22 protein-coding genes are annotated in these 24,787 nt (G+C 46.7%); 12 read left to right on the forward strand and 10 right to left on the reverse strand.

Translation table 11 applies throughout. The features are described 5' to 3' along the window. Positions 1–9: 9 nt before the first annotated feature. Positions 10–1,842, reverse strand: coding sequence for a DNA topoisomerase IV subunit B (locus AC6H3C_RS20900; RefSeq protein ID WP_497517487.1), 1,833 nt, complete (start codon positions 1,840–1,842; stop codon positions 10–12). Between the two features lie 228 nt (positions 1,843–2,070). Between AC6H3C_RS20900 and AC6H3C_RS20905 the strand changes: the two genes are divergently transcribed. Both AC6H3C_RS20905 and AC6H3C_RS20910 read left to right on the forward strand, forming a co-directional pair. Further along, positions 2,071–4,065 carry a putative porin gene (locus tag AC6H3C_RS20905; protein ID WP_497517488.1) on the forward strand — a complete coding sequence of 665 codons (1,995 nt, stop codon included), beginning with the start codon at positions 2,071–2,073 and terminating at the stop codon, positions 4,063–4,065. Between the two features lie 20 nt (positions 4,066–4,085). Continuing rightward, positions 4,086–5,522, forward strand: a complete 1,437-nt coding sequence (locus AC6H3C_RS20910) for an MltF family protein (protein ID WP_497517489.1) — start codon at positions 4,086–4,088, stop codon at positions 5,520–5,522. On the opposite strand, the gene AC6H3C_RS20915 is transcribed toward AC6H3C_RS20910, so the two are convergent. The 3 genes from AC6H3C_RS20915 to AC6H3C_RS20925 form a co-directional block, all read right to left on the reverse strand. Then, positions 5,509–6,144, reverse strand: a complete 636-nt coding sequence (locus AC6H3C_RS20915) for an NUDIX hydrolase (RefSeq protein WP_497517491.1) — start codon at positions 6,142–6,144, stop codon at positions 5,509–5,511. The two genes, AC6H3C_RS20910 and AC6H3C_RS20915, sit on opposite strands and share 14 nt — an antisense overlap. A 99-nt stretch (positions 6,145–6,243) precedes the next feature. Next, positions 6,244–7,434, reverse strand: coding sequence for an ABC transporter permease (locus AC6H3C_RS20920; protein WP_497517493.1), 1,191 nt, complete (start codon positions 7,432–7,434; stop codon positions 6,244–6,246). A 94-nt stretch (positions 7,435–7,528) separates the two neighbouring features. Continuing rightward, positions 7,529–8,515, reverse strand: a complete 987-nt coding sequence (locus AC6H3C_RS20925) for a lysylphosphatidylglycerol synthase transmembrane domain-containing protein (protein WP_497517494.1) — start codon at positions 8,513–8,515, stop codon at positions 7,529–7,531. Between the two features lie 198 nt (positions 8,516–8,713). On the opposite strand from AC6H3C_RS20925, the gene rsmA reads away from it, so the two are divergent. The 5 genes from rsmA (at position 8,714) to AC6H3C_RS20950 (ending at position 13,232) form a co-directional block, all read left to right on the forward strand. Continuing rightward, the gene (gene rsmA, locus AC6H3C_RS20930) at positions 8,714–9,496 is read left to right on the forward strand and encodes a 16S rRNA (adenine(1518)-N(6)/adenine(1519)-N(6))-dimethyltransferase RsmA (protein ID WP_497517495.1); all 783 of its coding nucleotides are present in this window, start codon (positions 8,714–8,716) and stop codon (positions 9,494–9,496) included. 4 nt (positions 9,497–9,500) lie between these two features. After that, positions 9,501–10,859 (forward strand): magnesium transporter, encoded by a 1,359-nt coding sequence (gene mgtE, locus AC6H3C_RS20935; protein WP_497517496.1) that lies wholly within the window; start codon positions 9,501–9,503, stop codon positions 10,857–10,859. Then, positions 10,860–11,324, forward strand: a complete 465-nt coding sequence (locus AC6H3C_RS20940) for an ATP-dependent zinc protease family protein (protein ID WP_497517497.1) — start codon at positions 10,860–10,862, stop codon at positions 11,322–11,324. Between the two features lie 68 nt (positions 11,325–11,392). Next, positions 11,393–12,265 (forward strand): 30S ribosomal protein S6--L-glutamate ligase, encoded by an 873-nt coding sequence (rimK, locus tag AC6H3C_RS20945; protein ID WP_497517498.1) that lies wholly within the window; start codon positions 11,393–11,395, stop codon positions 12,263–12,265. A 4-nt stretch (positions 12,266–12,269) separates the two neighbouring features. Further along, a complete protein-coding gene (locus AC6H3C_RS20950) occupies positions 12,270–13,232 on the forward strand; it encodes a succinylglutamate desuccinylase/aspartoacylase family protein (RefSeq protein WP_497517499.1) in 963 nt (320 codons plus the stop codon). 43 nt (positions 13,233–13,275) lie between these two features. On the opposite strand, the gene AC6H3C_RS20955 is transcribed toward AC6H3C_RS20950, so the two are convergent. Next, positions 13,276–14,115, reverse strand: a complete 840-nt coding sequence (locus tag AC6H3C_RS20955; protein ID WP_497517500.1) for a type IX secretion system membrane protein PorP/SprF — start codon at positions 14,113–14,115, stop codon at positions 13,276–13,278. Between the two features lie 185 nt (positions 14,116–14,300). Further along, a complete protein-coding gene (locus tag AC6H3C_RS20960; protein ID WP_497517501.1) occupies positions 14,301–15,614 on the reverse strand; it encodes a DNA recombination protein RmuC in 1,314 nt (437 codons plus the stop codon). Positions 15,615–15,720: 106 nt separating this feature from the next. Here AC6H3C_RS20960 and ung point away from each other — a divergent pair, with 106 nt between their 5' ends. Further along, entirely contained in the window at positions 15,721–16,383 is a 663-nt protein-coding gene (gene ung, locus AC6H3C_RS20965; protein ID WP_497517502.1) for a uracil-DNA glycosylase, read from the forward strand. A 297-nt stretch (positions 16,384–16,680) separates the two neighbouring features. Then, positions 16,681–17,946 carry a DEAD/DEAH box helicase gene (locus AC6H3C_RS20970; protein ID WP_497517503.1) on the forward strand — a complete coding sequence of 422 codons (1,266 nt, stop codon included), beginning with the start codon at positions 16,681–16,683 and terminating at the stop codon, positions 17,944–17,946. Positions 17,947–18,042: 96 nt separating this feature from the next. Here AC6H3C_RS20970 and AC6H3C_RS20975 read toward each other — a convergent pair whose 3' ends face one another. Genes AC6H3C_RS20975 through AC6H3C_RS20985 form a run of 3 tightly spaced genes read right to left on the reverse strand, consistent with a single transcriptional unit; the run spans position 18,043 to position 21,156 of the window. Further along, on the reverse strand, positions 18,043–19,125 hold the full coding sequence (locus AC6H3C_RS20975) for a 3-oxoacyl-ACP synthase III family protein (RefSeq protein WP_497517504.1): 1,083 nt from the start codon (positions 19,123–19,125) through the stop codon (positions 18,043–18,045). A 29-nt stretch (positions 19,126–19,154) separates the two neighbouring features. Next, complete coding sequence (locus tag AC6H3C_RS20980; RefSeq protein ID WP_497517505.1) at positions 19,155–19,973, reverse strand: UDP-2,3-diacylglucosamine diphosphatase; 819 nt, start codon at positions 19,971–19,973, stop codon at positions 19,155–19,157. A gap of 34 nt (positions 19,974–20,007) precedes the next feature. Continuing rightward, positions 20,008–21,156: a DUF4369 domain-containing protein gene (locus AC6H3C_RS20985; RefSeq protein WP_497517506.1), complete on the reverse strand. Its 1,149-nt coding sequence runs from the start codon at positions 21,154–21,156 to the stop codon at positions 20,008–20,010. A gap of 164 nt (positions 21,157–21,320) precedes the next feature. Between AC6H3C_RS20985 and AC6H3C_RS20990 the strand changes: the two genes are divergently transcribed. The 3 genes from AC6H3C_RS20990 (at position 21,321) to AC6H3C_RS21000 (ending at position 24,297) form a co-directional block, all read left to right on the forward strand. Continuing rightward, entirely contained in the window at positions 21,321–22,274 is a 954-nt protein-coding gene (locus AC6H3C_RS20990; protein WP_497517507.1) for a bifunctional riboflavin kinase/FAD synthetase, read from the forward strand. Positions 22,275–22,403: 129 nt separating this feature from the next. After that, complete coding sequence (ahcY, locus tag AC6H3C_RS20995) at positions 22,404–23,813, forward strand: adenosylhomocysteinase (RefSeq protein WP_497517508.1); 1,410 nt, start codon at positions 22,404–22,406, stop codon at positions 23,811–23,813. Between the two features lie 52 nt (positions 23,814–23,865). Then, positions 23,866–24,297 carry a hypothetical protein gene (locus AC6H3C_RS21000; RefSeq protein WP_497517509.1) on the forward strand — a complete coding sequence of 144 codons (432 nt, stop codon included), beginning with the start codon at positions 23,866–23,868 and terminating at the stop codon, positions 24,295–24,297. Positions 24,298–24,316: 19 nt separating this feature from the next. On the opposite strand, the gene AC6H3C_RS21005 is transcribed toward AC6H3C_RS21000, so the two are convergent. Continuing rightward, on the reverse strand, positions 24,317–24,748 hold the full coding sequence (locus tag AC6H3C_RS21005; RefSeq protein WP_497517510.1) for a Rieske (2Fe-2S) protein: 432 nt from the start codon (positions 24,746–24,748) through the stop codon (positions 24,317–24,319). Positions 24,749–24,787: the final 39 nt, after the last annotated feature.

Below are 24,787 nucleotides of genomic sequence, written 5' to 3' on the forward strand. Positions count from 1 at the left end.
GTTGACATATTACAGTTCATCCTTCTCAACATACAGGTTTTCGATAATGAAATCCTGCCTCTCGGGCGTATTTTTCCCCATATAAAATTCGAGCATCTGCGAAACCGATTCGTGTTTTTTCATTTTCACCGGTTCCAGCCGGATATCAGGTCCGATAAAGTTTTTAAACTCGTCCGGGGAAATTTCGCCCAAGCCTTTAAACCGGGTGATCTCCGCTCCGCGTCCAATCTCGTCAATAGCAGCCATACGCTCCTCATCCGAATAACAGTAGATGGTTTTCTTTTTATTTCGGACACGAAACAAGGGGGTTTGTAAAATATATAAATGACCTTTTCGGATTAGCTCCGGAAAGAATTGCAAAAAGAAGGTGATCAGCAACAAGCGGATATGCATCCCGTCAACATCGGCATCAGTTGCTATAATCACCTTGTTGTAACGAAGGTCGTCCATGCTTTCTTCGATGTTGAGGGCGGCCTGCAACAAGTTGAATTCCTCGTTTTCGTAGACCACTTTTTTAGTCATCCCGTAAGAATTCAGGGGCTTGCCTCTCAAACTGAATACCGCCTGCGTATTGACATCGCGCGACTTGGTAATGGATCCGCTCGCCGAGTCTCCCTCGGTGATAAAGAGGCTCGATTCGGCCTTGTGGTCATTTTTGTCGTTATAATGAATCCGGCAGTCACGCAGTTTCCGGTTATGCAGGTTGGCTTTTTTGGCCCGTTGCTTGGCCAGCTTTTTGATCCCTGAAATGGCTTTCCGTTCCCGTTCAGATTCCTGGATCCGCCGCAACAACACTTCGGCCACGTCCTGGTTTTTATGCAGGTAATTATCCAGCTCTTTCTGAATGAAGTTCGCTACGTGATTCCGGACACTTGGACCATCGGGCCCAATATCCCGCGAACCTAACTTGGTTTTGGTCTGCGATTCAAAAACAGGTTCTTCCACTTTAATACTGATTGCAGCAATAATGGAAGCCCGGATATCCGAGGGGTCGAAATCTTTTTTGTAATAATCGCGGATGGTCTTTACAATCGCTTCGCGAAAAGCAACCAGGTGGGTTCCGCCCTGCGTGGTGTGCTGCCCGTTTACGAAAGAGTAGTAGTCTTCGCCATATTGGTTACCATGAGTAATGGCTGCTTCAATATCTTCTCCTTTCAGGTGAATAACCGGATAAAGCGGTTCTGCATCCAGGTTCTCCTCCAGCAGGTCTTTCAAACCATTCTTCGACTGATAGCGTTCGCCGTTACAATGAATGACCAGACCTGCATTCAGGAAGGAGTAATTTTTCATCATGGTCTCCACATAATCACTCCTGAAGCGATAGTTTCTGAAAATATCGCCATCCGGCACAAAATCTACTGCCGTACCGTTGGGTTCGTCTGTCGGACCCACATTTTTTTCATCAACAACCTGTCCGCGCGAAAAAAGAACTTCTTTCACCTGTCCTTCGCGAAAAGCCCTGATGCAAAACGACGAGGAAAGCGCATTTACCGCCTTGATTCCCACACCATTTAAGCCTACCGATTTTTTAAATACCGTGGAGTCGTATTTGGCGCCGGTATTCATTTTCGAAGCAACATCTTTCAGCTTCCCCAGGGGAATGCCACGGCCAAAGTCGCGAATACTAACCAGCTCATTCGACACGCTTATCTCGATTTTCTTCCCGAATCCCATCATAAACTCATCAATCGAGTTGTCTACGACTTCTTTCAACAAGACATAAATACCGTCGTCGCTGGCCGAGCCATCACCCAGTTTCCCAATGTACATACCCGGCCTTTTCCGGATATGTTCCTGCCAGTCAAGGGTTTTTATGGAACCCTCATCATAATTTGGAGTCATACCTCTTTGCAATTTGACACAAATATAAAGAAAACAAAAGTGCGCCAAAATTTTTAAGAACTGTCAATAACTAACAACGCACAGTTGAAAACTTACTCATAAAATCAGCGATCAAATCGCCTTTTGCTTCAATTTTATTTCCGGAGAAGCAAAGATGCATTGTTTTATTAAAGTTTTTTAAGGCTTGATGATCAGGCAAGCATCGAGTTTTAACTATATTTGCCCCGTATGAATCGAAAACTGTACATAAGCATTTTGTTTTTCCTGCTTACGGTATCCTTCAGCCAGGCACAGGAAGCTGTAAAAACTTTTGGAACAGGTGGAAATGAATTGTTGGGACCGGACGATTACGAAGGTTCGGAAGATCAGGATACGAATCACCGGCATGACGAGCCGGAGAAAAAACATGTTCCTTCCTTTATCCGCAACTGGCAACTTTCCAATTACGGGGCGAGCATTGAGGAAGCCGAATTTGATACCACCCTGAATTTTTTTCACGTGTACAATCCTATTTTCCAGCACAGTATCAGCAATACATTTACCGGGAACACGGGTGGCGCCTACCAGTCGAACGATTTTTTCAGCCGCAAAACGGTTTCCGATTTCTACTTTTACCGTTCATACGATGCTTATGCCAAGTTTCCCACCACTATAAAATTCTTCAACACGACAACGCCTTATACGTTACTGGATTATACCCAGAGTGAAAACCGGAATACAAGGAACGAAACCCGTTTTAATGTGCTGCACAGCCAAAACGTAAATAAAGATTTCAATTTCACCTTATTTTACGACCAGAGTAAATCGACCGGACACTACCAGAACCAGGAGACCAAGTTTCACAACATTGGCCTCAACACCACGTATCTGTCAGACAAATTCAACTCCCATTTCCAACTGATTTTCAACCGGTACGAATCGCAGGAAAACGGCGGGTTAACACCCGGACAAGACCTGAATGAGTACGAAGAAACAGAAACCTACCTGGTGAACCTGCTGAATGCCGCATCGTCGGTAAAAAACAACATCGTGGCGTTTACCAACGAATACAAAATAGGCAAAACGGAGGAAAAAGAAACGGAGGATGGCTACCTGTACGATTCGTTTCGCCCCATTACCGGCTTCATTCATCAATTTGAATATTCCACCAACCAAAGGCGGTATTTGGACAGCGATCCGCATAATGCGGACATGTACAAAAACGTTTACCGCGACGAAACAGCAACAAACGACACCACAATTTATAACCGGCTGACCAATATTTTCCAGTTGAAGTTTTACGAAGCGCCCGAGCGCAAATTCACCTTCACCCAAAGAGCCTACATCGGCAACGACCTGATTACGGTGAAAATGTTGGATGCTGACAGCTTATACCTGACGAAGGAAAATCTGCATAATACTTTTATCGGAGGCGGCATATCCCGGGAGGAAGGCAAATTCTGGCGCTGGAATGCCCAGGGGAAAATGTACCTCACCGGATACCGGTCGGGACAAACCGAACTGAGCGGTTTTATATACAAGCCGCTGAAGATCGGAAGCGATACCACCAGCCTGTACCTGGCCGGCGAAATCAACAGCCTTGTTCCCGACTACTTTCAGCAGCATTACCGGTCGAACAATTACGAGTGGGATAACCGGTTCAGCAACATCAACGAGCTTACCTTACACGGACAGATCAGATCGCAAAAGTACAAGCTCGAATTGGGAGCAAACCACTCGCTGATCAGTAATTACATTTACAACGACCAGGATGCCCTTCCGAACCAGGGAGGCTCCGAGCTGCTTGTTTTATCGGCATACGTCCGCAAAGATTTTGAATCGAAGCACTGGCTCCTCCGGACCCACTTGCTTTGGCAGACCAGCAGCCAGGAAGATTATCTGCATCTGCCCGAACTGACCGGATACCTGAGTTTTAATTTCAAAACGGTCGTCTCGAAAGTACTGTACACCAATCTGGGCTTTGATGTCAGGTACCACAGCTCGTATTATGCCGATGCCTTTGATCCGGCAACGGGACGTTTTTATTGGCAAAATCAACAAAAAATTGGCAACTTCCCCTTCGTTGACCTGCATGCCAATTTAAAATTAAAGCGGACACGGGCGTTCTTTCAGTTACTTAATGCGGCTTCCGGCTTAATGGAGGGAAATTATTGGACAGCTCCGGATTACCCGTTATACCGCCGAACATTCCGTCTTGGTATAGCCTGGTCATTTTACGATTAGTTAGCGCTAATTCATTTTTAATGGGAAAAATAAACATACGCCTTTCCCTGATGGTTGTTGTTTTGCTGTTAACCGGTTGGTCTTGTTCCAACAAGGAAAAAACAACATCAGGTCAGGCAAAAGTTGAAAGGGAGACCGAAGTCACCCGGATCATGAAATCGGGCAAACTGCGTGTCGTTGTCGATTACAACTCCACCAACTATTTTATTTACAGAGGAAAGCCAATGGGATTCAAGTACGAATTACTGCAACAATTGGCCAAAGACATGGGGGTAAAGCTCGAAATATCGGTCAGTAACGATCTCGACGAAACGTTTGAAGGACTCAACAGGAAACAGTACGACCTGGTGGCAAAGAACCTGACCATCACGAAAAGAAGAAATGATCTGATTGATTTTACCATGCCCCTGGAACAAACCCGGCAGGTGCTGGTGCAGCGAAAACCGGAAAGATGGCGGGAGATGCCCCCGCATGTCATCGAAGATTCGCTGATCAGAAACCAGTTGTATTTAGCCGCGAAACGAATACATGTCCAAAAAAACACCGCCTACTACCGGAGGTTAGTCAACCTCTCCGATGAAATTGGCGCCGAAATAGAAATCGTTCAGGACAGCATCTACGGGGTAGAACAGTTGGTGTCGATGGTTGCAAAAGGCGAAATCGACTATACCGTTTGTGATGAAAATGTTGCCCGGGTCAATCAATCGTTCTACCCGAACCTGGATATCGAAACGCCGGTTAGTTTTCCTCAAAATATTGCCTGGGCCGTAAGAAATGATTCACCGGAATGGCTGAGTTACCTCAATAGCTGGATCCTCGATATCAAAGCGTCGCCAACCTACCTGGTCCTATACAAAAAATACTTCGAAAACAGTCGGTCCAGTGTCATGGGCAACAGCGATTACCATTCCATTACCGGAGGGAAAATTTCGCCGTACGATGAACTGATTAAAGCAGAAAGCGCTAAAATCGGGTTAGACTGGCGTTTTATCTCAGCCATTATCTACCAGGAATCCCGTTTTGAACCCGAGGCAATTTCCTGGGCCGGCGCTTACGGACTGATGCAGGTATTGCCCGAATCGGCCGACTTGTTCAATATTTATGACTTTGAAGACCCGAAAAACAACATCGAGGTAGGAACAAAGCTGATCAAATGGCTCGACGACAACTTCAAAAAGGAGATCCCGGACTCGACCGAGCGCGTAAAATTTGTGCTGGCGGCCTACAACGTGGGCCTCGGACATGTCAAAGACGCGCAGCGCCTGGCCGAGAAGTACGACCGCATACCGATTGTCTGGACCGATAATGTCGATTATTTTTTGTTGAGTAAATCGATTGCCAAATATTACCGCGACCCGGTAGTGAGGTGGGGCTATTGCCGGGGTGAAGAACCCTTTAATTACGTCAACAACGTGTTAGCCACTTACCGGCATTACCGGAATATTATCGGGGAATGAGCTTGGGCTTGCCCAGCAAATCGAGAAATTCGGTCAGGATCATAGCGGTTGCCCCCCAGATGATCTCCCCGTCGCAGGGGTAATACGGGACTTCGAGCAAGCCGGTACTGGTTTCCAGTTCCATGTGCCGGATTTCCCGCCGTTCCACGAACCGCTGAACAGGAAACAAAATCAGCTTCTCCGCTTCGTCCTGGTTTAACACAAATTCAGGTTGTTCATCCAGCCAGCCGACAAAGGGATAAACCGTGTAAGAACTTACCTGGACATACAACTCGGACAATCGGCCCAAAATCCGGATATCACCAGCCGACACGCCAATTTCCTCCTGTGTTTCACGCAAAGCAGCCATCTCGGCGCTTTCGCCCTCTTCCATCCGTCCGCCGGGCAGGCTAACCTGTCCCGGATGATATTTTAATCCCGCGCTCCGCTTAACAAAGCAGGTATAAATTTCGCCGCCTGCCGGGAAAAGCAGGATCAGCACACCGCTGAGTTTTACCCGTTTTTGGTCTGTCGCCGCGGCATACAGGTTCCTCCCCGGAGGCACCATCTTCAGGTGAGATTGTTCTCCCGGCAGGTTAGATTGAAGTAAACGGGCAATATGGTCGGGCAAAAAACTGTTCATAACTAAATATAATCATTCATCTGAAATGTGAAATTGAAAAAATGTTAAAATTTCACGCTTTAAATGTAAAATTAATATTCGCACGAAACGACAGATCGATTATTCGAAGCGGATGGTTTTTTCAGGCGCAATCCGTCCAACGATATACGAAGGGCCAAGCAACATCAGCATCGTAACAGCCAAAGCGCCGATATTCAGGAGAATGAGATGCGAAACAAGCAGGTTTACCGGAACGGTATCCACATAATAGGAAGCCGGATCCAGGCGAATAATCTTCAGGTAATGCTGTGCCAGGCAAATCAGGACACCGAGCATATTTCCCCAAAGCAGGCCTTCGCCCACCAAAAAAGCCGAGAGGTACATAAAAACCCGCCGGATATTGAAGTTGGCTGCTCCCATCGATTTTAAAATCCCGATCATTTGGGTGCGTTCCAGGATGATTACCAGCAAACCGGATATCATATTGAATCCGGCTACCAAAACCATCAGCGCCAGGATAATCCATACGTTCATGTCGAGCAGGTTCAGCCAGTCAAAAATATAGGGAAACTTATGCTTGACATTCACCACCCGCAGCATGGGCGAGTCCTGCTTCAGCGATGTCAGCACCAGGTTTCGCACCTGGTAATCCAGCTTATCCACATCATCCAGCTGGTCTATAAACAATTCGAAGCCGGAGATCTGGTTGTCATCCCACGAGTTCAGCCGTTGCACATGCCTCAGATCAACCAGCACAAACATCCGGTCAAACTCTTCCAGCCCGGTCCGGTAAATACCGCCAACGGTAAACTGCCGGATACGCGGCACCTTTTCGCCGGTATTCAGAAAATACATACGAAAGCGGTCGCCCAATTTCAATTTCAGCAACAGCGAGATCTGCTCCGAAATCCAGACATCGTCTGTCCTGGCCGAATCGAGCCTGATTTGGGCACCTGCTACCTTGTTTTTTTCAAAGAAACTCCAGTCGAAATCGGCAGCAATCCCCTTCAGAACCACCCCCTGAATGTCGTCATCGGCCTTAATCATGCCCGGTTTGGTGGCGAACTGCTGGATATGCCTGATCCCCGGGAAATTTTTCAGTTGGGGCAGAAAATCCTGTCCGCTGCTGATCGGATCGGTTTGATAGGATTGATTGCTGTCGTAACTCACAATTTGCAAATGCGCGGCAAAACCATTGACTTTCCCCTCGATCTCGCGCTGAAAACCGGTGACAATCGAAATGGCCAGGATCATCACCACCATGCCCAGACTAATTCCGGCCACGGCCAAACGGACGATTCTCCGGGACATCCGTTGGGATTGGTCCTTTGAAGAAAATAAACGGCGCGCTATAAACAGTTCTGTATTCAAGGATTTGTTCTGTTAACCCGTAAAACTACAAACTTTAATTTGTTCTGCGGTTAATAAACGGTAAGATCAGCAAAGAAATTACCCCCAGCAGGATTTGCATGGCAGTCATGGTGCCGTGCGCCAGGAACGCGAAGATCACGCCGTCGGTTTTGGCCACCCCGTAAACCAGCAGGGCCTGCATCACCATAAAATGCCAGGCGCCAATTCCACCCTGCACCGGTGCGGCCATGCCGAAGCTGCTGAGCACAAACACGGTTAAGCCCGCGATCACCGTCAGGTGCGACGTAAATTCAAACGAGAAGAAAACGACATACAGCATCAGGAAATACATCAACCAGATAAACAGGGTGTGAAAAATAAAAGCCCCTTTGTTTTTCATATCCTTGATGGTTCGCAAGCCTTCGCCAAACTTCGACAGGATGCCGTTGAGTTTGCCAAAGAAAACTGATTTTTTTATTTTCCTGCGAAAGAAAAAGATCCCGGTCATCAAAGCTCCGGCAATCAATAAAATCCAGATTATTAAGCCGGTACTTCCCAGTTTTTCCCTGATGTCGGGGTTATTTTCAAAAAATTCGAGAACTTCCCCGAATTGGGTAATAACAGCTAGCAAGGCCAGCAACAACAACATGATCACATCAATAATGCGTTCGGTCACAACGGTGCCAACCAGTTTGGTAAACGATATGTTTTCGTAACGGGACAATACCCCGCAGCGCGAAATTTCTCCCATCCGGGGCAACACCAGGTTCATCAGATAACCCACCATCACCGCCAAAAACGTGTTAAACACACGGGGTTTGCGCCCCAGAGGCTCAATCATTAATACCCAGCGAAGGGTCCGGCTGATGTGGCTCAGTATGCCCAAAACAATGGCAATCCAGATCCAGAGGTATTCGACATCATTTTTAAGAATTGACTTAATCCGCTCAACATCCTGATCTTTATACACCAACCAAAAGAGGAGTATCCCAAAGGCAAAAAAGGCAAGAAATTTAATAAGTTGTAGAAGCTTCTGTTTCAAAATGAACTTGTTTATTTCTGAAAATACGCTAATTTTAAAAACCTTTAAGGTAATCTCAGAGGTTTTATAAAGTACTTTTATAAATTTGCACGCCTTTAAAACGGCAAAATTCGCTGACAAAAATACAGATTTGTTTTAAATCGCACCTGTTTTTGGCAACATATTCATCAATGCTAATAATGGAAGACGGAGACAGTAATGACCATAGTACGGGCCAAAAAAAACTTAGGTCAACATTTTTTGAAGGACAAAAATATCGCCCAAAAGATTGTTGACAGCCTGCAGGCCAACCAAACACCTGATGTGTTGGAAGTTGGCCCGGGAATGGGTGTTCTTACCCAATTTTTGCTAAAAAAATCAGCTTACCGCACCACCGTTGTCGAGATCGACCGCGAATCGGTCTCCTACCTCAAAGAGCATTTCCCGGAGTTGGAAGACCGTATTCTCTCAAAAGACTTTTTAAAACTGAACCTGTCGGATTATTTTCCCGGGCAGTTTGCCGTAATCGGGAATTTCCCGTATAATATATCCTCCCAAATCTTTTTTAAGATACTGGAGTACAAAGATCTGATCCCCGAGTCGGTCGGGATGATCCAAAAAGAAGTCGCCGAACGCCTGAGCGCCGGCCCGGGCTCAAAAACCTATGGTATCCTGAGTGTCTTTCTTCAGGCATATTACCAGATCGAATACCTCTTTACTGTACCCGAACATGTTTTTATTCCGCCGCCAAAAGTAAAATCGGCTGTAATCCGTCTGGTACGTAACCAGCGCGATAAGCTCGATTGCGACGAATCCTTTTTCTTCAGGATCGTAAAAACAGCCTTTAACCAGCGGCGTAAAACCATGCGTAACTCGCTCAAGTCATTTCTGACTGATGAAGAACTGAAGCGCTCAGCCATTTTCGACAAACGCCCCGAACAACTGAGCGTGGGTGAATTTGAACATTTAACCCGGCTGATTGCCAGTCAGCCAAAACCATGAAACCATGAAGTTCGAATTAAACAGAGAGCTGATCGATAAGCTGAAAGACCTGATCGATAAAAAAGCGGCCAAAGAAATTCTGAAGATACTGGACGGCCTGCACCCGGCCGACATTGCAGAAATCATGGAAGAGCTCAGCATGGAGGAAGCCCGCTTTCTTTACCTGCAACTGGACGGGGAATTGGCTTCCGACGTGTTAATCGAGATTCCCGAGGTCGACCGTCGCCGGTTTCTGAAGGCCCTTCCGCCCGAGGTAATTGCCCGGCAGTTTATCGAACACATGGACTCTGATGATGCAGCGGATATTGTGGGCGATTTGGAAGAATCCATCCAGGAAGCTGTATTGCTCGAAATCGAAGATAAGGAACAAGCCGGCGACATTGCCGACCTGCTCGAATACGACGAAGATACCGCCGGGGGATTGATGGCCAAAGAGTTGGTGAAGGTAAACGAAAACTGGACCGTCCAGACTTGTTTGAAGGAAATATCCATTCAGGCCGAAGAAATCGATGAGATTTATTACGTGTATGTTGTTGATGATGACAATATTTTGAAAGGCATTCTGTCTCTTTCCCGACTGATCCAGAAACCCACGCACACGAAGGTAAAAAACCTGGTTTATGACGAAATTCACGCGGTAAGAACCGACACCCGGCAGGAAGAAGTGGCTCAGATCATGGAAAAATACGACCTCGTTGTTCTGCCGGTAATCGATCACATTGGCCGGCTGAAAGGCCGCATTACCATCGACGACGTAGTGGATGTGATCCGCGAGGAAGCCGGCAAAGACTATCAAATGGTGTCGGGGATCACCGGCGATGTGGAATCAGGCGACCGGATCTGGCAACAAACCCGCGCACGGATCCCCTGGCTGCTGATCGGTACCATGGGCGGTATTTTGGGCGCACGGGTGCTGGGCGCCAATGCCGGTACGCTCGACAAGATTCCGGCCATGGCCTTTTTCATACCGCTCATTGCAGCAACTGCCGGGAACGTGGGCGTACAGTCCTCATCCATTGTGGTGCAAACCATCGCCAGCGGATCGCGCGATTTCGACTCCTTTGGAAAAAAAATGATCAAAGAACTGGCTGTCGGCCTGATCACTGCCTTGTTTTTTTCCAGCGTTATCTTCGCCTATAACTTCTTTTTCAGCGACAATTTCAACCTGACTATGGCGGTGAGCTGCACCCTGTTTATCGTGATTATCTTCGCCTCCATGTTCGGGACCATCATCCCGTTGATGCTCAATAAGCTAAAAATTGACCCGGCCCTGGCTACCGGCCCGTTTATTACCACCAGCAACGACATCCTTGGGCTTATGCTCTACATGCTGGTTGCACGCTTCTTTTTTGACATGATTTAGATGAAAACGAAAATACTGATCGGACGGCAGGATATTGCCGAATTTCCGGAGCTTCAGCTGGAAAATATCGAAGTGAAAGTGGATACCGGGGCTTACACCTCTAGCTTTCATTGTCACGATATCGAGGTGATCAACCTGAACGGGGTAAATAAATTACGTTGCTTCTTTTTAGATCCCGAACATGAAAAATATCATCATAAAGAATTTATCTTTGACCGCTTTTCCAAAAAAAAGATACGCAGCTCGAACGGCCAACTGGAAGAGCGTTTTTGCATTAATACCACCATCCTGCTTTTCGGACGGCAAATGCCGCTGGAGCTAACGTTAACGGAGCGCGGACAAATGCGGTTCCCGGTTTTGCTGGGACGAAAATTTCTCTCCCCGCGGTTCCTGGTCGACAGCTCGAAACGAAACCTGTCTGCAAAAAATGTGGTGAAACTGATTCAAGTCGGACAAATGAAGTGAACGCGTTCGAAAAAAAGTTGTCATACCTGAATTAAAAAATAAAAATAGGTCCAATTAAACAAAACAAGGTGAAAATTGTCATTTTATCCAGAAACCAACACCTCTACTCAACCAAACGACTGGTAGAAGCAGGCGAAAAAAAAGGCCACGAAATGCTGGTCGTTGACCATTCCAAATGCGATCTGGTCATCGAAAAAAAAAGGCCGGCCATCTTCTATAAGGGTAACCTGCTTGAGCATGTCGATGCCGTCATTCCCCGGATCGGGGCATCGGTTACCTTTTACGGAACGGCCGTCGTCCGCCAGTTTGAAATGATGAAGGTATTCACAGCCATCGAATCACAGGCGCTGGTCCGCTCGCGCGACAAGCTGCGCAGCCTGCAAATCCTCAGCCGGGCCGGACTGGGACTGCCCAAAACCGTCTTCACCAACTACTCGCGCAATGTGAAAGACATTGTAAAGAGTGTTGGCGGAGCCCCTGTGGTCATTAAATTGCTGGAGGGAACCCAGGGACTTGGCGTGGTGCTGGCCGAAACCGAAAACGCGGCCGAATCAGTCATCGAAGCGTTTAACGGACTGAAAGCCCGCGTGATTGTCCAGGAATTTATCGCCGAAGCCAAAGGATCGGACATCCGCGCTTTTGTGGTTGACGGGGTGGTGATTGGAGCCATGAAACGGCAGGGAAAAAAAGGCGAGTTCCGCTCCAACCTGCATCGCGGCGGCACTGCCAGCGTGATTGAACTAACCGAGGACGAAGAAAATGCCGCGCTGAAAGCTGCCCGTGTGATGGGATTGGGCATTGCCGGGGTCGACATGCTGCAATCCAATCATGGCCCGCTGATCCTGGAGGTCAACTCCTCGCCCGGCCTCGAAGGTATTGAAGCCGCTACCGGAAAAGATATTGCCAACAGCATTATCCGGTACGTTGAACGAAACGTGTAATAACATGAATACAAACACGCCCTTAACCATTCTGGGAACCCCGGTAAAACCAGGCAAAAAAACAATGGTTAGCCTGGATATCGTCCGACTGCACACCCACAACAAAATTGAGGTGCCTGTTATTATTGAACGCGGCAAACAAGATGGTCCGGTTTTGCTGCTTCTTGCCGGAATTCACGGAAACGAGATAAACGGCGTGGAGATCATTCGCAGCCTGATAGCCAAAAAGCTGAATAAACCCGAGCGGGGAACGGTGATCTGTATCCCCGCGCTCAACGTGTTTGGTTTTCTGAAGCAAACCCGAGAATTTCCTGACGGAAAAGACCTGAACCGAATGTTTCCGGGAAACAAAAACGGCTCGCTGGCCAGCCTGTTTGCCTGGCACCTGATGAACCGGATTCTGCCCCTGGCCGATTACTGCATCGATTTTCATACCGGTGGGGCAAACCGCTTTAACAGTTCGCAAATCCGCATCAGTAAAGGCAAGCCCGAATTGTTGGAACTGGCCGGAATCTTTAATCCCCGTTTTATCGTTTATGCGCCCGACCGCGAAAAATCGTTCCGCGAGGCAGCTACCCAACTAGGCAAAAAAGTGCTCTTATTCGAGGGAGGCAAGTCGCTCGATATTCACAACCGGATCACGCAGCGGGGAACAGTGGGGATCATGAAGGTGATGCACCATTTGGGTATGCGCGACTTCAGCGCAGAACTCAGCCCGTTCAGCCAGAACGGGTCTGTACTGATCCGCGAATCGGGCTGGATACGCGCCCGGCAGGGCGGAATGTTTCGTTTTCATGTAAAAGACGGGGCCAAAGTAGAGAAAGGCGACGTAATTGGCAGCATCTCCGATCCTTACGGGCAATTCGAGCACGCGGTGAAAATACCCGCCAGCGGCTACATCATCGGTTTAAACCATTCCCCCATTGTGTACCAGGGCGACGCGCTGATCCACCTGGGAAAGATCTAAGCCTGCCCATCAGAAATTCCGGTTCTGCGTCGTCCTTAACGCTTTACCGGATACGCACAGACAATAAAAACTCGTGCAGGTTCAGGGAATCGTCGTCAAACAAACCGGAGAAACTGTAATGATAACCTAACCGGAACTTTCCGTTGATATCGCAGCCCAGCATAAGCGAATGCAGATCGTTAAAGTTAAGGCTGTTGTAGCCTGCCCATAAACGCTCGTGGTATTTAAAGAAAATGCCGGCATAGGCATCGGTATTCCCGTTGTCAAGATCAACCAGCAGGTTTGGTTCAATTCGCAGCGTTTCGCTCACCGAAAACCGGTAAGCGCCAAGCAGGGTATACACATCGACCGGATCTGTCAATGAAAAGAAAGCAGGATCACTGATCTCGTTTTTCAACTCGTCATACCGGGTGTAGCTCAGCCCCAAATCAAAACTGCCGGAGTTGAAAAACAAACCCAAACCGGATTTCAGGTGAACCCATTCCTTTGCTTCAGCAACATAATGTCCAAAGGCATCATACGGGCCTGAAGGCGGTATATACTTTGGCGAGTTATATGTATAATTCAGGTGGCCAGCGCCCAGTCCGATACTTAAACTTCCCTTCTCCTGAAAAGATACCGTATAGGCATAGCTCAGCTGCCAAAAGGACATGTCATTAAAAGAATATTCTTCTTTTTCAAAATTAAACCCAACTGAACCAATTTTGGGACTGATGGTAAAATCGGCCCCGGCGCTGAACCCTTTTAAATCAGATACCTCGTTGGTGAAAAAATACCCATCATAAAACCAATCGGTTGGCGAACCGATCGCGGCAGGGTTTTTAATTGGCAAACCCACCCAATAGGCATCGTCCTGCGATTGAGCCGGCTTAATCATACCCATAAGAATAATTGTTAAGACAAGAACGCAGGAAGCGTTAACGAAAGAAAAGTTGTGGTTTTTTTTCATTGCAGATCAGGTTAGACTGATGATAATAAAATGCAAATTAAGCATTTTACAGATAAACTGATCATGATCTTGTTGAGATTCTTTCAAAAAAAACAAGCTGAATAAGGTCAACTCAACGATTATTCCTCCAGGTATTTTTGCGGAAGTTCTTTACTGGCTTTGGCGCCCAGCTCACGCAGCTTTTCGGCCGAGCGGATCAAGTTGCCGCGCCCGTCGTACAGTTTATTCATGGCCAGGTCGTAGTTTTTACGGGTTTGATCGAGGTTACTGCCTATTTTTTCCAGATCGGCTATAAAAGCGACAAATTTATCGTAAAGCGCCCCGCCCTGACGTGCTATTTCCATAGCATTCCGGGTTTGATTTTCCTGTTGCCAGATGGATGCAATGGTGCGCAGCGTGGCCAGCAAGGTGGACGGACTGACGATCACCACCTTGTTGTCCCAGGCATACGAAAATAATTCCTGGTCGGCCTCAATGGCCACGCTGAACGACGACTCGATGGGCACAAACAGCAGTACAAAATCGGGGCTGTTCAGTCCAACTGCATGCTGGTAATGTTTCTCGCTTAACAGCTTAATGTGGCTTTTGATGCTTTGCAGGTGCTCCTTCACCTGTTTAATCCGTTCGTCGTCGCTTGTTGCGCTCACCATGCGTTCGTAGGCGACCAGCGAAACCTTTGAGTCGACGACAATGTGCTTTTGTTCGGGCAAATTGATCACCACATCGGGTTGCAGGCGCGAGCCGTCATCGCCTGTCGTGCTGAACTGTTTCTGGTATTCACGTCCTTCGGTAAGGCCCGAACGCTCCAGGATGCGTTCGAGAATGACTTCGCCCCAGTTGCCCTGCTTTTTTACATCGCCTTTCAGCGCTTTGGTCAGGTTGTTCGCTTCATCGCTAATCTTCATATTCAGGTCGTGCAGTTTTTTCAACTCCGCCTTCAGGTCGGTCTGATCTTTTAAGCCTTTTTCATAGGTGTCTTCGACCTTCTTTTCGAAAAGCTGGATTTTTTCGCGCAAAGGGTTCAGGATGTCGCTGATGTTTTTTTGATTGACCTGCGTAAATTCCTGAGAATTCTGCTTCAGAATTTTGTGGGCAATGTTTTCAAATTCGGTGGTAAACTTCTTTTGCAACTCTTCCATTTCCTGCTTTTGAACCGTCAGTTTTTCGCGCAGGTTGGCAAATTCCACTTCGGCTTTGGTCAAACGCTGAGCCTGTTGTTCATTTGTTGTTTCTGCGATCTCCAACCTACCGGTTAACCGGTCTTTATCATCCTGTAAGTAACGGACCCGTTCTTCGAGCTGAGACTTGTTTTTTTCGTATTCGGTACGAACCGACAACAATTCATTTTCAGAACTTTTCGATTTCAGTTTAAGGACCAGAAAAGCGACGATAAAACCAACAGCCAGTCCGGCAAACAGATAAATTAATTCCATTTTTTTGACGATTTGAACGCTAAAAGTACAAAGAAACAAGCTGAAATTTGGAATTTGAAAGCTGGAACTTAAACACTATTTTTAGCTTATCAAAAAAAACTGCATCATGGATGTTAAAATTGAAGCCAGCTGGAAAAAACTGCTGAACCGTGAATTTGAAAAGCCCTATTTTGAAAACCTCACCAAATTTGTGCACGAAGAATACCGAACCCACCAGGTTTTTCCTCCGGCCAGGCTCATTTTCAATGCTTTTGACCAATGTCCGTTTGGTCAACTCAAGGTAGTCATTCTGGGGCAAGACCCGTATCACGGGCCAGGACAGGCACATGGCTTGTGTTTTTCGGTAAACGACGGTATTGAGTTTCCACCCAGCCTGCGCAATATTTTTAAAGAACTGCAAACCGATCTAGGCAAAGCCATCCCGCCGAGCGGCAATTTAACTGACTGGGCGCAACAAGGCGTTTTACTTCTAAATGCCACCTTAACGGTACGCGCCCACCAGGCAGGCTCGCACCAGAAAAAAGGATGGGAAGAATTCACCGATGCCGTCATTCATAAAATCAATGAGGAAAAAGAACACGTGGTGTTTATTTTGTGGGGCTCCTACGCCATCAGAAAGGGCGAATTTGTCGACCAAACCAAACACCTGGTGCTGACTTCGGTGCACCCGTCTCCCCTATCGGCCAGTCGCGGTTTTTTTGGCAACAAACATTTCAGCCGAACCAACGCGTTTCTGGCACATCACGGCCTGAAACCAATCAACTGGTAAGCTGGTTGTGGAAATGTCAAATCGCGCATCCGGGCCGGTTATACAAAAAAACCGTTCGTTTATTAATCTTTTAACAAAGCGCTAAACAAAAGAAAACGATACGGGAAAGATGAAGGATTAAAAATACAACTATCTTATTTGTAGTTATTTAATCTCATTTCGATTTACAAAACACAAACAAAGACAGCTGTGAATTCGATCCAAATCGCAGAAATTTACCGGCGAAAAAAGCCCATTCGGACTTAATGCAAGGAATATCCGAACAATTCAGCTATCTTTGCCTCCTTAAATTATTACATGACTTTTAAAGAATTAGGAATTACAGATTCCATACTGAAAGCTCTCGCAGACGAAGGCTACACCAACCCAACCCCGATACAGGAACAATCGATCCCAATTTTACTTGACGGAAAAGATCTGCTCGGCTCAGCCCAAACAGGCACGGGAAAAACCGCCGCTTTTGCGATTCCCATCCTGCAAAGCCTTTATTTTAACAGGCCGCAGATCAAAAAACCTCGCAAAATAAGGGCTTTGGTAGTTACCCCTACCCGGGAACTGGCGATACAAATTGCCGAAAGTTTTTCAACTTACGGAAAATATACCGACCTGAACAATACCGTGATTTTTGGCGGGGTAAAACAGGAAGCCCAAACGCAGGCCCTCCGTCGCGGCGTCGACATCCTGATCGCCACACCGGGACGGCTTCTGGATTTAATGGATCAAGGTTTTATCTCCCTGAAAGATATTCAACACTTTGTATTGGATGAAGCCGACCGGATGCTCGACATGGGTTTTGTACACGACATTAAGAAACTGATTGCGCGGCTCCCTGAGGACCGACAGTCGCTTTTCTTTTCGGCTACCATGCCACCGGCCATTGTCGAGTTGTCGCAGAAAATCTTGGGAAATCCCGAAAAAGTAGTGATTAACCCGGAACAGACCACTGCCGAAAAAGTTGAACAATCCATTTTCTTCGTAAGTAAAAAATGGAAGTCAAAACTATTGGTGCATCTGATCCGGAACGAGAAGTTTGATTCGGCGCTCATTTTTTCGCGTACGAAACACGGAGCCGACAAGATTGTCAAATCGTTGGAGAAAGCAGGGATTGCATCGGCGGCCATTCACGGCAATAAATCGCAGGGGGCACGGCAACGGGCTTTAGGCGATTTCAAAAGCGGCCAAACGAGTATTTTGGTTGCCACGGATATTGCCGCCCGCGGCATTGATGTGGAACAGCTATCGCTGGTAATCAATTACGACCTGCCCAACATCCCCGAAACCTATGTTCACCGGATCGGACGAACAGGAAGGGCCAACGCAGGCGGCACAGCCCTGTCGTTTTGCGAGGTAGAAGAACGGCCATACCTGCGCGACATCCAACGGCTGATTGATCAACAGATCCCGGTTGTCACCGACCATCCTTTTCCTGACGATGAAGAAGAAGTCATGCCAAAAAGTTCGACGAATCACCGAAACCCGCAACAAAGGAACGGATTCACAAATTCCGCACCTGGCAGGAGAAACGGCAACAGGCATAAACCGCAATTCAGGAGCCAGCGCTAAACGAAATTGTCGGTTTTCTCTGCAAAAAATTAGCTGAAATAAAAAAAGCTGTCTCTCTTTATTCGGGACAGCTTTTTCCTGTTTACTTATTTTATCTTACCATTTATATACAATGGAATTCACATTCATCCCGGCGCCGACAGAACAGAGAACAATGTAATCTCCCGGGTTGATTTCCTGATTTTCCATCTGACCCTTCACAATCAGGTCGAGCAGGGTTGGCACAGTTGCCGTTGACGAGTTTCCAAGTTTATTGATGCTCATCGGCATGATGCCTTCGGGAATGTGTTTTTCTTTATATAGCTTGAAAACACCTTTCAGAATCGCTTCATCCATTTTCTCATTGGCCTGATGGATCAGAACCTTTTTAATATCAGACAGCTGTAAACCGGCTTTTCCAATACTGTCTTTTACCACTCCCGGAACAAAGTTCAGTGCATATACATATAACTTGTGCCCGGCCATCTTGATAAACATATCATTCTGGTTATAGTCCGGATTCAGCGATGGTCCAAAGGTGAGCAAATTTACGTACGGATTACAATCGGAACGGCTGCTGTGCGAAATAATCCCAACGGGAGTTTCGCTTTCAACAGCTTCAACAATTGTCGCCCCCGCCCCGTCGGAGTAGATCATGGTATCCCGGTCGTGCGGGTCGGAAACCCGAGATAAGGTGTCAGAACCAATTACCACCCCTCGCTTAAAGGTTTGGCTGCGGATATAAGCATCGGCGACAATCATTCCCTGTGTCCATCCCGGGCAGCCTGAAATAAGATCATGACAGATACAGGCCGGATTCCGGATATCCAATTTCTTTTTCACCCGGTTAGCCAGGCCGGGAAGGGTATCAACCGAGGTATTTCCGGGATAAACATCACCGAAGTTGTGGCCAAAGATGATAAATTCAAGCGATTCCATGTCGATTCCGGCCGATTCGCAGGCATTTTTTACAGCGATCGCTGCAATATCCGAGTTCACCTGGTCATCAGCCACCCACCGACGTTCTTCAATGTTGGTAATTTCATGAAACTTCTGAATAATTTCCTCATTGCTTTTGTCAAATGGTTTCCGGTTGGCCGGATCGTAAAATTTGTAATCCAGAAAATACTCGTTTTTGATTACCTGTGGCGGAATACAACTCCCTGTTCCAATAATTTTTGTATAAACCTTTTTCGTCATAGCATTCAATTATTCAGACTTGCAGCCTGTTATCCATTGTATCTTTTTAATTCAAATTTCTCTCCGTCAAATACCCCGTAGGAAAAGTGATGAATCCAATCTCCCAGATTGATATAACGCGAGTGTTTCCCGACGGGCAAATCGAGCAATAAATGGCGGTGGCCGAAAATAAAGTAGTCAACCTCTTCCTGTTCGAGTACCGATTTGGCAAAAACAAACAGCCCCTCTTTTTCTTCTCCTTTAAACGGTTCACCCATTCCTTTGGTCAACCGGCTTTTCTTCGACCAGGCATGCGCGATGGCAATCCCCAAATTTGGATGAATATGGGAGAAGGTCCATTGAAAAAATCGGTTTGTAAATATTTTCTTCAAAAAATGATAACCGGTATCATAGGGATCGAGCCCATCGCCGTGAGCCATGAAAAATTTCTTCCCGGAAAAAGTAACCCGCATTTCATGGTAGTGTACTTGCACACCCAATTCGGTTGGCAGGTAATCGAAAACCCAGATATCGTGGTTGCCGGTGAAAAAATGAACCGGAATCCCCGAATCGGCTATTTCTGCAATTTTCCCCAATGCACGGGTAAATCCGCGTGGCACAACTTTTTTGTACTCAAACCAGTAATCAAAGATATCACCCATCAAAAAAAGGACGGACGCGTCTTTCCTGATTTCATCCAACCAACTGACGAACAGCTTTTCCCGTTCGTGATTATTTGTCAAAGCCGGCGCTCCCAAATGAACATCGGAAATGAAGTATATTTTATTTTTCTGACTGGCCAAAGTTTGTGATTCCGGAACTACAAATTTGCTGACAAAGATACCATTAAAATGATTTTCTCTGTTCAACTTTTGTTGCAAACAATTGCATTATTAAAATCATCTATTTCAACAATTCGCCCAATATCCGATCTAAACCGGCTCCTTTCAGATCTTTGGCAACAATTGCGCCTTCCCGGTCAAGTAAATAATTGAACGGGACCGACTTGATGTTGTAGGCAATAACAGCGCTTGCGCTACCCGCCATGTCGCCCACGTTGGTCCATTTCAACCCATCCTGGTCGATGGCATCCAGCCATTCATAGCGGTTTTCATCAATGCTGACCTGGTAAATTTCAAATCCTTTGGACCGATATTTATTATACAATTCAACCAGCACGGGGTTCATAATCCGGGAACCGCGTTCGGCTGCCGACCAGAAGTGCAGCAACACGTATTTCCCCCGCAACGAAGAAAGGGCAATTTCGTTCCCGCCGGGGTTGGGCAATACAATATCCGGACTGTTATCGCCGGCTTCCTGTATGAATCTCCTGACTCTTTCGTTACGTTCATCCTGCATTAACTTAAGCGTGTTGGCGTACAGCGCTTTCACGTGTTCCGATTCCGGGAAAAACGAATTCAGGGCCGAAGCAGCCACTTTCAGCGACTGCAAATCCTGGATGACGTAAGTGTCGTCGTCGAATTTCTGATAAAGCGCCAGTACATTGGCCATGGAAAACGGATGGGTTTTAACAAAATCCTGCGAGTATGCAATCTGTGCTTCGCGTACCTTTTTGTATTCTTCATCCCATTTTTGCCTCTTTGAAGCATAATCCGGGTCATTCCGGAAGGATATTTGCAACGAACGAATAGAATCCAGCCGGTGTTTTGTCCGGCTTAAATGATTGGTCAACTCCTTCACCAAGGCCGAACCTTCCGATCCTTCAACCTGGTATTCCCGCGAAAAATTGGCAGCATCGCCTTTCACCTCAATCTGTTCGGCCGAGTCGACAAGCAGGGTGATGAAGTTTTTCTCACTCAGCCTGAGTAAAAAATAAGTCGGATAATTGACGTTTCCTTTAAACTCAAATTTTCCGTCCTTTCCCAGTAAAACCGAATCGATTGTTGCCGTGGAAGTAATTTTTAACTCGTCAAGATAAATATACCTCTTCTCAGCGTTGGTGATCCGGCCATGAATCCGAAACCTGGAAGAATCATTACAGGCAACCGCAATTGTTGCCAGTACAAGCAGATATACAATAAACTTTCTCACAATTCAGAATTTTATTTTTAGAACCGAGGGGTAAAAATAGATAATTTACACTGCATTCGGATGACTTCGCTTAATCTTTTAAAGCACGATTTTGTTTTATTTGTTATGTATACTGTCAAAGCCTTAAAAAATCGTATTTTTGGCACTCCAAAATCGCAGGAAGAATGAAAATCTACCATGATACTGATGATTTCCGTGTTCAAAACCCAGTGCTCACCATCGGCTCCTTCGATGGGGTTCATCTCGGGCATTTTAAAATCATTGAACGGTTAAAAGAAATCGCCTGCCAAAACAAGGGCGAATCGGTGATATTTACCTTTTACCCGCATCCGCGCCTGGTGTTGTTCCCCGACGAAGGCAACCTCCGTTTACTGACGACACTGGATGAAAAAAGCCGCCTGTTCGAAAAAGCCGGCATCGAACACCTGATCATTTTTCCGTTCACCAAAGAATTCTCAGAATTGAGCTACACCGATTTTGTACGTGAAATTTTAGTGAAAAAACTCAAAATCAAAAGTCTGGTGGTAGGTTACGACCATAAATTCGGGAAGAACCGGGAAGGCGGTTTCGAAATGCTTAAAAACCTTTCGCTGGTTTTCAACTTCCAGGTCGAAAAGCTGGATGTGTTATTGATGGACGATATCAACATCAGCTCGACAAAAATCAGGGATGCCCTTCAAGAAGGCAACATCAGCAAGGCAAACAAATACCTCGGCTACCCGTTTACACTGCATGGCACCGTGGTTGAAGGACAGAAACTGGGCCGGAAACTTCAGTTCCCCACAGCCAACATCGAGGCTTCCGATCCGAACAAAATTATTCCGGGTTACGGCGTTTACGCTGTTTTTGTAAATGTGGGCGCCCAAAAATTTAGGGGCATGCTGAACATCGGCACCCGCCCTACGGTGAATAAAAATGCAGACTCACGAAGCATCGAGGTACATATCCTGGATTTTGACGGTAATCTTTACAAAAAACAAATTGAGCTTGAATTTATTCAGAAAGTACGCGAAGAACAAAAATTTGCTTCCGTTGAAGAATTGAAACTGCAACTTGAAAAAGATAAAAAATCAGTACAAGGCATCCTGGAAAAATACCTTAATCAGCCCTTGGTTTGATGGCTTAACCGGCTAATGATCAAGCCTGAAAATCCAAAAAGATGACAGCCGGGAGTACAATAAAATAATAATTTAGGGAGAATCGCTATCTTTGCTCCACTCAAAAAAACAGAAGTGAAAATGACAATCATGACAGAAAAAGAAATTGACTACAAAGTTGCCGACATATCCCTGGCCGACTTTGGAAGAAAAGAAATTGAAATTGCCGAAAAAGAAATGCCCGGATTGATGTCGATCCGTAAAAAATATGCTGCAGAGAAGCCACTAAAAGGCACCCGGATTATGGGATCGCTTCATATGACCATCCAAACTGCCGTTTTGATTGAAACATTGGTTGAACTGGGCGCCGAAGTGCGTTGGGCAAGCTGTAATATTTTCAGCACGCAGGATCACGCGGCGGCGGCTATTGCTGCTGCCGGGATTCCGGTATTTGCCTGGAAAGGCGAAACCCTGGAAGAATACTGGTGGTGCACCGAAAAAGCGCTTAATTTTGGCAACGGTTTGGGACCGACGCTGATTGTTGACGATGGCGGCGATGCCACGATGATGATCCACCGCGGTTTTGCTGCAGAGAAAGACGCAGCCGTCCTGGATTTGCCTGCTGAAGGCATTGATGAAATTGAGCTGAATAAGGCTCTGAAAAAAATTCTGGCCGAAACGCCGCAACGCTGGACCAAAGCGGTTCCCGAAATTAAAGGTGTGAGCGAAGAAACTACGACCGGCGTTCACCGTCTCTACCAAATGATGGAGAATGGCAAACTGTTTTTCCCGGCCATCAATGTAAACGACTCGGTGACCAAATCGAAGTTCGATAACCTGTACGGCTGCCGCGAATCGCTTGCCGACGGGATTAAACGGGCAACCGATGTGATGATCGCCGGGAAAGTGGTGGTGGTTGCAGGTTACGGCGACGTAGGAAAAGGCTGTGCCCGCTCCATGCGCGGCTACGGGGCGCGGGTCATTGTCACCGAAATTGACCCGATTTGTGCTTTACAGGCCGCGATGGAAGGTTTTGAAGTAAAAACACTGGAAGACGCCCTTGCTGAAGGCAACATTTATGTAACCACCACCGGGAACAAAGACATTATCACCGCAGAACACATGGCAGCCATGAAAGACCAGGCTATTGTATGCAATATCGGCCATTTTGACAATGAAATCCAGGTTGCCCGCCTCGAACGCTGGCCGGGAATTCAAAAAATCAACATCAAACCCCAGGTCGATAAGTATATTTATGCAGACGGACACGCCATTTTCTTATTGGCCGAAGGACGACTGGTGAATTTGGGATGCGCCACCGGCCACCCCTCCTTTGTCATGAGCAACTCATTTACCAACCAGACGCTTGCCCAGATTGAACTTTGGAAAAACAATTATGCGGTGGATGTTTACCGTTTGCCAAAACAACTGGACGAAGAAGTGGCCCGCTTACACCTCGAACAACTGGGGGTGAAACTGACCCGTCTCACCAAAGAACAAGCCGATTACCTTGGTGTTCCGCAGGAAGGACCTTACAAACCGGAACATTACCGATATTAAAAATCGCGAAAAAAGCAGCCCATCAGCTGCTTTTTTTATTAACTTCAGGCCCATGCAGGATAAAAAAATAAACGAACAGGCCATCCTGAATACCTTTATGAGACTGATGGATGATTTCCCTACCGGGAAGATTGTACCCGGAGAATCTCCTGATTTTCTCCTGAAGTTAAAGCCCCGAAAAGCCATTGGCATTGAGTTGACTGAACTGAAGGGGCAGGATTTCCACAACCACACCGGACGGCTCATCGAACCCGGAAATGCCTTATTCCACATCCGCAACACCATTCTGTCGAAGGAAGAAAAATTATACCTCTACAAAAAAAAGAAACTCTGGCAACTTTGGCTGCTCATCCACCTGGAAGCCTTAACTCCCAACCTGAATTTCAGGATTGAAAATAAGCTGGATCAGTTACAGCTCAACTCAGGCTTCGACCGCATATTTCTGATCGAGTTAACGCGCGACCGGCTTTACCAGTTGCTCTGATTGAGGAGGAGCCGATTTCTTAATTGGTAACAATCAACATATTCCCCGACTGGCTGACATTATAGGGTTTCAGGGGTTCTTTTGCCGGTCCTGATCCTTCTTTCGATCCTCCCAGCCACAAATTAAACTGGCTTTCGCACGAAGGACAAACGGCGCGTCCCGAAGCATCAGGCTCAACCCGGACAGTCGGGTCAACTTCGTAGGGGCAGGCGGCATCGTAAGCAACGTAACCCGTTGCAATATTCATCACAATCACCCCTCCGTAACCAGCCGGGAAATAAACCGGGTTTCCCGGGATTGTCAAATCGTTATTATTGACCAGGTTGATTGAAAAATTTACCCGGACATACGGAATAGACGAGTCAAACGAATCCTTACAGGAGAATGTCGACAACAGGACAACACCCAAAATAAAACTTAAGCGCCGTGAAATCTGTTTTAAACCATTCATTTTTTATACCTTTATCACACTAAACCCGAATCGGGGAAA

This window comes from Gaoshiqia sp. US2, from assembly GCF_059705485.1.

Bases quoted from the DNA above. Each gene is read 5' to 3' on its own strand.
- AC6H3C_RS20970 (WP_497517503.1), top strand. From the start codon at position 16,681: ATGACTTTTAAAGAATTAGGAATTACAGATTCCATACTGAAAGCTCTC.
- AC6H3C_RS20900 (WP_497517487.1), bottom strand. From the start codon at position 1,842: ATGACTCCAAATTATGATGAGGGTTCCATAAAAACCCTTGACTGGCAG.
- AC6H3C_RS20950 (WP_497517499.1), top strand. From the start codon at position 12,270: ATGAATACAAACACGCCCTTAACCATTCTGGGAACCCCGGTAAAACCA.
- AC6H3C_RS20990 (WP_497517507.1), top strand. From the start codon at position 21,321: ATGAAAATCTACCATGATACTGATGATTTCCGTGTTCAAAACCCAGTG.
- mgtE (WP_497517496.1), top strand. From the start codon at position 9,501: ATGAAGTTCGAATTAAACAGAGAGCTGATCGATAAGCTGAAAGACCTG.
- ung (WP_497517502.1), top strand. From the start codon at position 15,721: ATGGATGTTAAAATTGAAGCCAGCTGGAAAAAACTGCTGAACCGTGAA.
- rsmA (WP_497517495.1), top strand. From the start codon at position 8,714: ATGACCATAGTACGGGCCAAAAAAAACTTAGGTCAACATTTTTTGAAG.
- AC6H3C_RS21000 (WP_497517509.1), top strand. From the start codon at position 23,866: ATGCAGGATAAAAAAATAAACGAACAGGCCATCCTGAATACCTTTATG.
- AC6H3C_RS20975 (WP_497517504.1), bottom strand. From the start codon at position 19,125: ATGACGAAAAAGGTTTATACAAAAATTATTGGAACAGGGAGTTGTATT.
- AC6H3C_RS20955 (WP_497517500.1), bottom strand. From the start codon at position 14,115: ATGGGTATGATTAAGCCGGCTCAATCGCAGGACGATGCCTATTGGGTG.
- AC6H3C_RS20905 (WP_497517488.1), top strand. From the start codon at position 2,071: ATGAATCGAAAACTGTACATAAGCATTTTGTTTTTCCTGCTTACGGTA.
- AC6H3C_RS21005 (WP_497517510.1), bottom strand. From the start codon at position 24,748: ATGAATGGTTTAAAACAGATTTCACGGCGCTTAAGTTTTATTTTGGGT.
- AC6H3C_RS20910 (WP_497517489.1), top strand. From the start codon at position 4,086: ATGGGAAAAATAAACATACGCCTTTCCCTGATGGTTGTTGTTTTGCTG.
- AC6H3C_RS20960 (WP_497517501.1), bottom strand. From the start codon at position 15,614: ATGGAATTAATTTATCTGTTTGCCGGACTGGCTGTTGGTTTTATCGTC.
- AC6H3C_RS20920 (WP_497517493.1), bottom strand. From the start codon at position 7,434: ATGTCCCGGAGAATCGTCCGTTTGGCCGTGGCCGGAATTAGTCTGGGC.
- AC6H3C_RS20940 (WP_497517497.1), top strand. From the start codon at position 10,860: ATGAAAACGAAAATACTGATCGGACGGCAGGATATTGCCGAATTTCCG.
- ahcY (WP_497517508.1), top strand. From the start codon at position 22,404: ATGACAGAAAAAGAAATTGACTACAAAGTTGCCGACATATCCCTGGCC.
- AC6H3C_RS20915 (WP_497517491.1), bottom strand. From the start codon at position 6,144: ATGAACAGTTTTTTGCCCGACCATATTGCCCGTTTACTTCAATCTAAC.